General features: G+C 63.6%; 10 protein-coding genes and 1 pseudogene. 6 read left to right on the top strand and 5 right to left on the bottom strand.

The features are described from left to right. On the bottom strand, window positions 1–329 hold a 329-nt coding region (locus ABY403_RS08170), incomplete at its 3' end, for an alpha/beta hydrolase (protein WP_372840284.1). Window positions 330–332: 3 nt separating this feature from the next. Further along, window positions 333–620 carry an SCP2 sterol-binding domain-containing protein gene (locus tag ABY403_RS08165; RefSeq protein WP_372840283.1) on the bottom strand — a complete coding sequence of 96 codons (288 nt, stop codon included), beginning with the start codon at window positions 618–620 and terminating at the stop codon, window positions 333–335. Window positions 621–684: 64 nt separating this feature from the next. On the opposite strand from ABY403_RS08165, the gene ABY403_RS08160 reads away from it, so the two are divergent. The 6 genes from ABY403_RS08160 (at window position 685) to ABY403_RS08135 (ending at window position 6,425) form a co-directional block, all read left to right on the top strand. Next, on the top strand, window positions 685–1,269 hold the full coding sequence (locus tag ABY403_RS08160; protein WP_372840282.1) for a tetratricopeptide repeat protein: 585 nt from the start codon (window positions 685–687) through the stop codon (window positions 1,267–1,269). Between the two features lie 18 nt (window positions 1,270–1,287). Continuing rightward, the gene (locus tag ABY403_RS08155; RefSeq protein ID WP_372840281.1) at window positions 1,288–4,341 is read left to right on the top strand and encodes a helicase-related protein; all 3,054 of its coding nucleotides are present in this window, start codon (window positions 1,288–1,290) and stop codon (window positions 4,339–4,341) included. Then, a complete protein-coding gene (locus tag ABY403_RS08150; protein WP_372840280.1) occupies window positions 4,338–4,652 on the top strand; it encodes an RNA-binding S4 domain-containing protein in 315 nt (104 codons plus the stop codon). Before ABY403_RS08155 ends, ABY403_RS08150 begins: the two co-directional genes overlap by 4 nt. Before the next feature lie 52 nt (window positions 4,653–4,704). After that, window positions 4,705–5,043, top strand: a complete 339-nt coding sequence (fdxA, locus tag ABY403_RS08145; RefSeq protein ID WP_372840279.1) for a ferredoxin FdxA — start codon at window positions 4,705–4,707, stop codon at window positions 5,041–5,043. A 263-nt stretch (window positions 5,044–5,306) separates the two neighbouring features. After that, the gene (locus tag ABY403_RS08140; RefSeq protein ID WP_372840278.1) at window positions 5,307–5,816 is read left to right on the top strand and encodes a CarD family transcriptional regulator; all 510 of its coding nucleotides are present in this window, start codon (window positions 5,307–5,309) and stop codon (window positions 5,814–5,816) included. 69 nt (window positions 5,817–5,885) lie between these two features. Continuing rightward, window positions 5,886–6,425: a Crp/Fnr family transcriptional regulator gene (locus ABY403_RS08135; RefSeq protein WP_372840277.1), complete on the top strand. Its 540-nt coding sequence runs from the start codon at window positions 5,886–5,888 to the stop codon at window positions 6,423–6,425. Here the strand turns inward: ABY403_RS08135 and ABY403_RS08130 are convergent. The 3 genes and pseudogenes from ABY403_RS08130 to ABY403_RS08120 all read right to left on the bottom strand — a co-directional run. Beyond that, window positions 6,422–7,174, bottom strand: coding sequence for a DUF4395 domain-containing protein (locus ABY403_RS08130; RefSeq protein WP_372840276.1), 753 nt, complete (start codon window positions 7,172–7,174; stop codon window positions 6,422–6,424). The two genes, ABY403_RS08135 and ABY403_RS08130, sit on opposite strands and share 4 nt — an antisense overlap. Window positions 7,175–7,258: 84 nt before the next feature. Then, complete coding sequence (locus tag ABY403_RS08125) at window positions 7,259–9,127, bottom strand: cation:proton antiporter (protein ID WP_372840275.1); 1,869 nt, start codon at window positions 9,125–9,127, stop codon at window positions 7,259–7,261. Window positions 9,128–9,250: 123 nt separating this feature from the next. After that, a pseudogene (locus tag ABY403_RS08120) lies at window positions 9,251–10,842 on the bottom strand (hypothetical protein); the annotation flags it as partial.

Raw genomic sequence — 10,842 nt, 5'->3', positions numbered from 1 at the left:
CCCACAAGTGCCGCGACATCTTTTTGATAGTCAGCGAAGTCGAGAACATGGCCCGGTAGAGGGTCATCCAGCAACCGATCCGCAAGGCCTTGGCCGCGCCAGTCGATGGTCAGCGTGGCATAGCCGCGCGCGGCCATTTCGGCGGCGGCGGGGCCATATTTCTCGATATATTCCGTGCGGCCGGGGAACAGCAGCACCGTGCCGCGCCCCGCCCCGCCTGCGCGCCAGAGTGCTGCGCGCAATCGCACCCCATCGGCGGCGGCAAGCCAGAAGGCCTGCCCGCCCGCCGGGCCTTGCGCGAGCCCGGCGAAAAGCGGTGCGGTTTGCACGGGTCAGGCCAGCGCAGAGGCGAGCTTCATCGCCAGCCCCATGTTGCCATCGATCTTGAGCTTGCCGGTCATGAAGGCGGCGGTCGGGTTTAGATCGCCCGTCAACATGCCCTCAAAGGTTTCGGCGCTGGCGGTCAGTGTGACATCGGCCTCGTCGTCGCTTGCACGCACGCCAGTGGAATCAGCAACGATCGCGCCTTCGCCTTCGATGACGAACTTCGCCACGCCGCTAAAGCTGCCCCCCAGTTTTTCGCCCAGCAACTTCACGGCTGTCTCGATGACTTCGCTCATTGGCTTCCTCCAAATGTGATCGACTTGCACTCGCAATTCGGCGCGAATGCGTTAGGTTCAACTTATGCGCGGATTGGTAGCAAAGCTCAAACAGATCGTTGCGGCACCTTTGGTGGTGGCGCTGCTGACGCTGCCATTGAGTGCGCAGGAGCTTCGCGTTCTGGTGCCGGGCGACGATAAGATGGGCGCGCTTTTCGCAGAATTGGCCGACCCCGATAATCGTACATGGCGGCGCACCGAGGCCGATATTCGCCGCCTGTGGTCGCAATCAGGGTCCGCTGCGATGGACCTGCTATACAAGCGTGCCGAGGCGGCGATCGATGCGGGCGATCCGGGATTGGCGATCGAACATCTGACCGCACTTACGGACCACGCCCCTGATTTCGCAGAGGCTTGGCATCTGCGCGCGGTGGCGTTTTTTCAAACCGGCGATATCGGGCTGGCGCTTGCCGATCTGGCGCGCGCGCTGCAACTGGAACCGCGGCACTGGTTGGCGCTTGCGGGGCTGGGTGCGATTTTAGAAGATGTCGGAAAGAACGAACCGGCGCTGGTGGCCTATCGTGCCTCGCTGGACTTGAACCCGCATCAGGACGACGTCATGGAAGCGATAGCGCGGCTAACGCGCGAGACCACGGGCGTCAGCCTCTGAACTCAAGGAAGCGGGGCAATGGCCGCTGGGCGGATTACGGCGGTTCTCGGGCCGACCAATACCGGCAAGACGCATCATGCGATCGAGCGGATGCTGGCGCATCGCACCGGCGTCATCGGCTTGCCGCTGCGGCTTTTGGCGCGCGAGGTCTATGACCGGATCGTCAAGGCGCGTGGGCCTTCGGTGGTGGCGCTGATCACGGGCGAAGAGCGGATCGTGCCAGAGCGGGTTGCCTATTGGGTCTGCACCGTCGAGGCGATGCCCAACGAGATTGGTGCCGACTTCGTGGCGGTGGACGAAATCCAGCTTTGCGCCGACCCCGAGCGCGGCCATATCTTTACCGATCGGCTGCTGCATGCGCGCGGGTTGATCGAGACGATGTTTCTTGGCTCTGAAGTGATGCGTGGCGCGATTGCGGCACTGGTGCCCGGCGTGCAGTTCGCGCGCCGAGAGCGGTTTTCGACACTGACTTGGTCTGGTTCGAAAAGAACAAACCGGATGCCGCCGCGCAGTGCGATCGTGGGGTTTTCGGTTGAGAATGTCTACGAGGTAGCAGAACTGCTGCGCCGTCAGAAGGGCGGCTGCGCCGTGGTTATGGGCGCGCTTTCGCCGCGCACGCGCAATGCGCAGGTGGCGATGTATCAGAATGGCGAGGTCGATTACCTCGTGGCCACCGATGCGATCGGCATGGGGCTGAACCTCGATATCGGTCACGTCGCCTTTTCTGCCACGGCCAAGTTCGACGGGCGGCGAATGCGAAAACTTTTTCCGCACGAAATCGGGCAGATCGCCGGGCGCGCGGGGCGTCATACCCAGCCCGGCACCTTCGGCGTAACGGGCGATGCGCGACCCTTTGATGACGGCTTGATCGACGCTGTCGAGAACCACCGCTTTGCACCTATCCAGCGCCTGCAATGGCGCAATCCGGCGCTGGAGTTTGGTTCGGTCGAGCGCCTGATCGCCTCGCTTGAAGTTGCGCCGCAAAACGAATGGTTGCAACGCGGGCGCGAAGCCGATGATGTTATCGCCTTGAAAACACTTGCGGAAGTGCCAGAAGTGCGGGCGCGGCTTGGGCATCCTTCGGACCTGCGTCTGCTTTGGGATGTCTGCCGCATCCCCGATTTCAGATCCGTTTCGGGAACCGAGCACGCGCTTTTGCTGGCGCGCATCCACGGCTTTCTGCAAGACCCGGGCTACGTGCCTTCGGACTGGTTGGCGGGCCAGATTGCGCGCATCGACCGCACCGAGGGCGACATCGATACGCTTTCAAAGCGCCTCGCCTTCATTCGCACTTGGACATATGTCGCACAGCGCCGTGGTTGGGTGCATGATGAAAGTCATTGGCGTAACGAGACTCGCGCTGTAGAAGACCGACTGTCGGACGCGCTACACGCGGCACTGACGCAACGCTTTGTGGACCGGCGCACATCTGTTTTGCTGCGCCGGCTCAATCAGAAGGAGACCCTCGTGGCCGAGGTGAACGACAAGGGTGACGTGAGCGTAGAAGGCGAGTTTGTCGGGCGGCTGGAGGGCTTTCGTTTCCGTCAGGATGCGACCTCGTCGAGCGACGAGGCGCGGATGCTGGCGCGGGCGGCTTATGAGGCGCTGCGGCCAGAGTTTCATTTGCGGGCGGATCGCTTTTACAACGCGCCGGACACCGAGATGGACTTCACCGAACAGGGTGGGTTGATGTGGGGCACGCTTGCGGTGGGCAAGCTGGTGCGCGGAGCCGATGTGCTGCGCCCCTCGGTCGAGGCATTTGTCGATGACGAAGCGGGCGAAGAGGTGGCCGAAAAGGTTCGCCGTCGGTTGCAGCATTTCATCGACCGCAAGGTGGCGACGCTGTTCGAACCGCTTCTGGCGATGAGCCGTGACGAGGCGCTGACGGGTCTTGCGCGCGGTTTTGCCTTCCGGCTGGTCGAGGCGCTAGGCGTGTTGCCGCGTGAAGGCGTGGCTGCCGAAGTCAAAGAGCTTGACCAAGAGGCCCGCGGCGCGCTGCGCAAGCATGGTGTGCGCTTTGGCCAGTTCACCATCTTTCAGCAGGCCTTGCTGAAACCGGCGGCCACGCGGCTTCGGCTGGTGCTGGCATCGCTTTGGGCGGGGCTTGACCGGTTTCCCGAAAGCCCGCCTGCTGGTCTGGTGACCATTCCCTTCCTGCCAGAGCTGCCGCGGCGCGACTATACGCTGGCGGGTTATCACCCGGCAGGCGCTCGCGCGATTCGCATCGATATGCTGGAACGGCTGGCTGACCTTTTGCGCGCGCAAGACAGCAGGGCCGGTTTTGAGGCCGCACCAGAGATGCTGTCGATCACGGGCATGACACTGGATCAGTTCGCACAGTTGATGGAAGGGCTGGGATACCGCGCTGAAAAGGGCGAGCGGGTCAAGACCAAGCCCGCAGCACCCGTAGTGGTGCTGCCCGCGCCTGACCCCTCGGGCAACCCGATCCCGGAGGAGGTTTCGCTGATGGCTGCGGCCGCCACGGTGGAGGCCGAGGCGGGCGCAGAAGGCGAGGCCGAGGTTGCAGCGCCCGAAATGGAAAGTTTTTATACCTTTGCTTGGGCACCGCGCCCGCGCCATCCGCGCGGCGAAAGCCAAGGCGCCCGCGAAGGCGGGGCACCCCGCGGCGAAAACCGTGGCCGTGGTCGGCGCCCGCAGCCGGCTTCGGCCGGTGCGCCTGTGGCGGCTGAAGGACAAGCCGAGGCAGGGGCTGTTGCCGCCCCCGCCGAAGGGGCCGCCGCTGCTCGACCCGCACGTTCGCGCCGCCCGGATGGGCCGCGTCGTGGCCAAGAAGGGGCAGGCAAGGCCGCCGAGGGGGGGCGCCGCGATGGCGCACCGCAAGGCAAGCCCGCAGGCGAGCGGCGCGATGGCAAGCAAGGTGGCGAGCGCCGCGACGGCAAGTCCGCTGGCGGTGAGCGCCGTCAGGGCAAACCCTACGAGGGCCGCAACGGCAAACCCGCACCGCGCCGCGATGAAGGCCCGCGGGTCTATGAGGCGCATCCGCCGCGCGAAGGCAAATTGGACCCCGATAGTCCCTTTGCGATTCTGGCGAAGTTGCGCGACCCGAAATGACCGAGGCTCCGGGCGCTTGCGCCCGGATACGGCTCGACAAGTGGCTTTGGCATGCGCGGCTGGCAAAGACGCGCACCCTTGCGCAGGCATTGGTCAGCGCGGGGCACCTGCGCATCAACGGCCAGCGATGCGACCGGCCGGGCCGCAGCATCGGGCCCGGCGACGTGCTTACTGTGCGCTCGGCCGCTGGGGTGCGCGTGGTGCGCGTGCTTGATTGCGGCACCCGCCGCGGACCAGCATCCGAGGCCGCCACGCTTTTTTCTGACCTCTCGTCACCTGTCCCTGCCGCTGCCCAAGAGCCGCTTGAATGATCCGCGCGTCGCGGCTAGGTAACGGCAAGCCGATATACTGCGAGGGCACACCATGACCTATGTCGTCACCGACAACTGCATCCTGTGCAAATACACGGATTGCGTCGAGGTCTGCCCGGTCGATTGTTTCTACGAGGGCGAGAACACGTTGGTGATCCACCCCGACGAATGCATCGATTGCGGCGTGTGCGAGCCAGAATGCCCCGCCGACGCGATTCGCCCCGATACAGAGCCGAACATGGAGCCTTGGGTCGAGCTGAACCGCAAATATGCCGAGATCTGGCCGGTGATAACCCGGCGCAAGGACCCGATGCCCGACGCCGAGGCGCATGACGGAGAATCGGGCAAGCTGGAAAAGTTCTTTTCACCGAAACCCGGTGAGGGCGACTGAGCCTGTCACAGGCCATATTCCGCGCGTTTTGGGGAATTGAATCGCTTTAGATACAGCTGTGCCGCACTGCGGCACTTTGAATAGCACTTTTTTTGTGCTATATACTTGTTACATAGAAAACGAGGACTACCCACACCCCCGTGGCGCTGCTCGACTACGGGAAGTCTCACTACATTTAATCTGCGACGAGGGGCGGTTGCCTTCGCGTGGTTTTATTTGTGCGAAGGCATGGTTCGGGTCGCCCGCTGCTAGGATGTGCCCGAATGAACAAAGCCAGACGGAACGACTTTCACCCCGACGAGTTTGTGGTTTACCCGGCACACGGTGTCGGCAAGATCATGTCGATCGAAGAACAAGAGATTGCCGGGCTTCGGCTTGAACTGTTCGTGATCTCGTTCGAGAAGGACAAGATGACCCTGCGCGTGCCCACGCACAAAGCGCTCGACATCGGCATGCGCTCGCTTTCGTCGCCCGATGTCGTTTCAAAGGCGCTCGAAACGTTGAAGGGTAAGGCCAAGGTCAAGCGGGCCATGTGGTCGCGTCGGGCTCAGGAATACGAGCAAAAGATCAATTCGGGCGATCTGCTTTCGATCGCCGAGGTGGTGCGCGACCTGCACCGCAGCGATGACCAGCGCGAACAAAGCTATTCCGAGCGGCAGCTTTACGAAGCGGCGCTGGAGCGGCTGACCCGCGAAGTCGCCGCCGTTTCGGGCACAGATGAGCGCGGTGCTGCCCGGCGCGTTGAAGATGTTTTGGTTACGCGCGCAGCCTGATCACAAAAAATCAATTGGGCCGCAGAATAGCAACTGCGGCCTTTATCTTTTCACCGACAGGGAGCGGTCATGCAGCGTTCCGTGATCCGCATGTTCGATGGTTCACCCGAGCGCAGCCTCGCGCCGGGTGAGGTATTGTTTCGCACTGGTGATCCTGTTGCGCAGATGGTGCTTGTGCGTGAAGGCGTGGTGGTGCTGGAACGGATTGCGCGCCGCGGTGGCCGAATTGTGCTGCAACAGGCACATGATGGCGCAGTCGTTTCCGAAGCATCGGCCTATGCCACGCAGTATCAGTGCGATGCGGTTGCCGCTGGCGACGGCGCGCGGGTGGCGTTGCTGCCGCTTGGCGATTTTCACAACCGACTCGAAAGCGATACAGAGACGATGCGCGCTTGGGCCGCAGGGTTGGCGCAGACGGTGCAAGTCGCGCGTCTGCGGGCGGAACTGCGCAGTCTGCGCACGGTCAGTGATCGTCTCGACGGCTGGCTTGGGAAGCAGCGCGGGCTGCCGCCGCGGGGCGCATGGCACGGCCTTGCGGTCGAGCTTGGCGTCAGCCGCGAGGCGCTATACCGCGAACTCGCCCGGCGGCGCGAAGCAGCTGAAATCTAGCAGCCGTTTCTTGCGCGCCAGTGCGCCTCCATGCCGATAAAGCGCGCGATGGCGGGTGCCTCGCAGGCCGCTGACGCGTCGGCAACCGCGACGGGGCCGCTTGTGCCGTGGGCACCCGGCCCGAAGTAGCCGGGGCTTTGCATTCCCGCGACGATTGGTGAGACGAAGATGATCGCGGCGAGAGTTGCCGCGACGACGCCACCCTGCGCCCAGCCCAACCGGGTGATTTCGGGGCGCGGGCCGGGTACTTCGCACACGCCGCCGGGGCAAAGTTGTGCCTGACCCGGCCAGATCCAGTTGTAGATGGCACAGCCGACACAGATGCCGAACGAGGTTTCGAAGAACAAAAGCAGGATGCAGGTGACGCAGCCCAGCAGTGCAACCGGCCCCGCCATATTGCCGATCAGGTTCCAGCCAATCATGAACAGCGCGATTGCGAGCCCCAGGCCCCATGCAAAGCGCTTTTGCGCGGCACCGACGTAATCGGGGGCTTGCTTGCGCACCATGTAGCGCCCGAGGATCAAGCTGGGGGCAAATCGCGGGTTAACCAGTACGCGAATAGCAAAGTCGAGCGCGAACACCAAGATCACCATGCGCGTCATCGTGAACGAACCGTTGAGGAACGCCTGAGAAAAGGCAAACATCCCGAAGAACAACAGGATGCCGGCACCGGCGCGCGCTTCACGCTCGTTCACCACGCGGATCGGAAAACCCTCGACCACTTCCCCAAAGTCGAATACTCGCGCCATTTCTACTCTCCCTGAAACATCTTCCCGAGATAGGGCAGCCCGGTCGCTCTGCACCTGCTTTGGATCAACTTCACAGAAGTGTGATCAGTCCGGCTCGTGCAGGCTTGATGGCGCGCCCACGGGGATCGAACGGTCCCGCACCAGTAGCGCGTTTTCCATATCGCGATTGAGCGTGCGGCTCAGTTCCATGTATTGAGCGTTTTCCTCGATTGGAACGCCCGGCTTCCAGACCTGCGCCAGATCACGCAGCCCCTCGCGGTCTAGCTTATAGAATATGCGGTGCGCTTCTGCCGCCTCAAACTCGGTAAGCCCGATGTTTTCCAACACATAGCGCGCCGCACGCAAGCTCGAGTCGAACAACTCGCGCACGATGTCATCGGCCCCGGCGCGGTAAAGTTCAAACACATGCACGCGGTCGCGGGCGCGGGCGATGATGTGCAGATCGGGTCGAACACTGCGGGCATAGGCCGCCAGCCGGGTTGAGGCGGCATAGTCATCAAGGCAGATCACCAGCACGCTGGCTTGCGCCAACCCAGCAGAGGCCAGAAGATCGGGGCGCGTCGGATCGCCGAAATAGGCTTTGAAGCCGAACTTCCGCATCAGCTGAATGGTCTTGAGATCATTGTCGAGCACGGTGGTCTTGAAGCCCGACATCGTGACCATGCGGTTGACCACCTGCCCAAAGCGCCCGACCCCGGCAATGATGATCGGGCCTTGCGCCTCGATCGTGTCGGGGGGGGCGGTCTCGGTTGTCTTTTGCAGCCGCCCTAGCCAGTCGAGCGCGATGAACAGGATCGGTGTGATCAGCATCGACAAGGCCACGATCAGCAGCGCCTTTTGCGCGGTCGATTCTGGCAGGATGCGCTGGCTGAGCGCGAAGGAAATCAGCACGAAGCCGAATTCGCCCGCCTGTGCCAGCCCCAGTGTGAAAAGCCACCGATCGCGCGATTGCAGCCCAAAAGTGACGCCGAGGATATAAAGCACCGCCGCCTTCAGCGCCACCAGCGCCAGCACCAGCCCGATGATATTGGCAGGTGCCGCAATCAGCGGCGCAAAGTTCATACCCGCGCCGACCGTGATGAAGAACATCCCTAGAAACAGGCCCTTGAACGGCTCGATACTGCTTTCCAACTCGTGCTTGAACTCACTGTCTGCCAGCACCACCCCTGCCAGAAAGGTGCCAAGCGCGGGCGAAAGCCCCACGAGGTTCATCAGCGAGGCGATGCCCACCACGATCATCAGTGCCATCGCGGTGTTGATTTCGCGCAGCTTGGCGGCGTGCACATAGCGAAATAATGGGCGCACCAGATAGTGCCCGCCCAACACCACCGCCGCGACGGCAACAAAGGTGGAAAGCGCCGCCCCCCAACCCGGCAAGCTTTGCAGAAAATCGCCCACCGCGCCGGCCTCGTTGTCGCCTTTTGCAACCAGACGCGCGCCGGGCAGGGCCAGAAGCGGCATCAGCGCCAGCATCGGGATCACCGCGATGTCCTGCGTCAGCAACACGGCAAAACTGGCCCGTCCGCCTGCGGTCTGCATCAGCCGCTTTTCGGTCATGGTTTGCAGCACGATCGCGGTAGACGAAAGCGCGAAAATCATGCCAAGCGCGATCGAAATGCGCCAGCCTTGGCCCGAGAGTATCAGAATTGCGGCAATTGCCGCCAATGTGCCCAGCACCTGCAAACCGCCAAGGCCCACCAGTTTTCCGCGCATTGCCCAAAGCGCGCGGGGCTCCAATTCCAGCCCGATCAGAAACAGCATCATCACCACGCCAAACTCGGCGATATGCTGCAAATCGCTCATAGCGCTGCCTGTCAGCCCGATGACCGGCCCGATCAAAAGCCCTATCAACAGATAACCCAGAACCGAGCCAAGCCCGAGCCGCGCTGCTACCGGAACCGCGATGACCATCGCGACCAGATAGAGCGTCGCTTGATAGAGAAAACTGTCCATATGCCCCCAAAGGCCCTGCCCGCCGCGCAATGCGCCGAGTCCGATCCGTGGATCAAAGTTAACGCATGCCCGGCACTGCACAAGCGGCGTTGTGCATTATCGGCGGCATTGGTGCCGGTTTTATCAGTTGCTTTGCAGCAGCTTGAGCGTGATGGTCTTGCCGCCTTTGACGTAGCTCATCTGCGTTTCAGAAATGGCGACCACCTGCCCATTGTCCACCCTGTCGCCAACTTCGACGGTCTGGAACCGCCCCGACGGTAGGCGCAGCAGCGCGCGGCGCGCCCCAGACGAACCGAACAGGCCCACCAATGTCAGTTCGCTAAGATCGATGACATTTGTCTCGGTAGCCTGCTGTGCCACGGATGTAGGCGTGGCACCAGCCGCGACCACATCGGGCACTTCTGGCTCGTCGGTTTCAACGCCCTGATCGTTTGCCGGCTCGGGCTGCGGGGCAGGGGCCGCAATCGCTTCGGTGAGAGCACGCTCTAGCGCTGCGGCGGCAGCGGCGCTGACGGCGCGTGGCCGCGCAGCCGGGCGGGGCGAAGTGGCGACTGCGCTTTGCGTGGCGCTGGCAAGCGCTGCGGCAAGCCGTTCTTCCTCGGCCGCGAGCGCGGCTGCGGTGGCGGCAACGGTGGCCACGATGGTTTCCGGGCGCGCGGTCGGGCGGCGCGCAGCCAGTTCGATTTGCTCGGCGGTAAGCGGGGCCGAGGCGGGTGCCGCCAAGGCCACGTCCGACGCCGCCTCGGCACCCGCTTCGGGGGCAAGCCCCGCATCGGGGTCTGTTGTGGGCAGAAGAACGGGTGCCGTTTCAGCAGGGTCGACGGGTTCGGCAGTGGCGGGTGCTTCTGTTACCGGCCGCTGTTGCGGGCGCGCTGCGGCAAGCGCGGCTCTTTCGGCGGCGATAGCCGCTTCGGCAGCCGCCTGTGTCTGCCGTGCTGCGGCTTCGATGGTGGTGGGCCGCTCGCCGGGTGCGTTCTCTGGCCGCCCGGCAAACAGGGTAAAGCCGCCCGGCATCGGTGTGCCCTCGACAGTCGGCACCAAAGCGGCGTTCGACTCTGCCGCGACCTCGGGTGCATCTTGCGCAGGATCGCTTGCAAGTGCCGCCAAGGGTGGCAAGGCGATGATGGGCAGCGCCTCGGTCGCCAGCGCGCTCGTGCCAAGCGGTTCAGTGGCGGTGGGCACGTCTTGCAGCGCGCTGCGCGCCATTTCCGCAAGTTCGGCCCCGCTTAGCGCAGGCAGAACGTCGATCGGTGGCAGTGCGGCGACAAGCGCGCTGTCGCTGGGTTCTGCCGTGGTTTCGCCCGTGCCTGAAGGTTCGGCTGCGATTAGAGCTTCAGGTTCGGCGGGGCCTGTGGGGCTTGGCGGCAGCCCCGCGGGAAGCGCCAGCGGTGCTGCGGCTTCGACCGGCGGCACCGCCTCGTTTGCCGCAACCGCCTCGTCGTTGGCATCGGTTGGCGGCAAAATGTCTGTGGCGGGCACTTCAACTGCGGTCGAAGTGCCAGAATCCGGTGTGTCAGCCACATCTGGTGCCACCGCAACAGCCTCGGGCGTAACCGTCGGCACAGGCGCGATCGGCACGATTTCAGGCTCGGCTGCGGTAGCGGTCGTTTCGTCGGCCGCGCCCACATCGGCTGCTTCGCTTGTCGGTGCAGTTGGTGCTGTGGCCAAATCGGTTGCGGCTGCGCTGTCCGCGTCAGGCGCTAGCGTGGCGGCAT

It is taken from the genome of Phaeovulum sp. (assembly GCF_041596715.1).
GTDB lineage: Bacteria > Pseudomonadota > Alphaproteobacteria > Rhodobacterales > Rhodobacteraceae > UBA6213.
The sequence above is the reverse complement of the archived record's forward strand: the minus strand, read 5'-3'. Positions and strand labels throughout refer to the sequence as shown.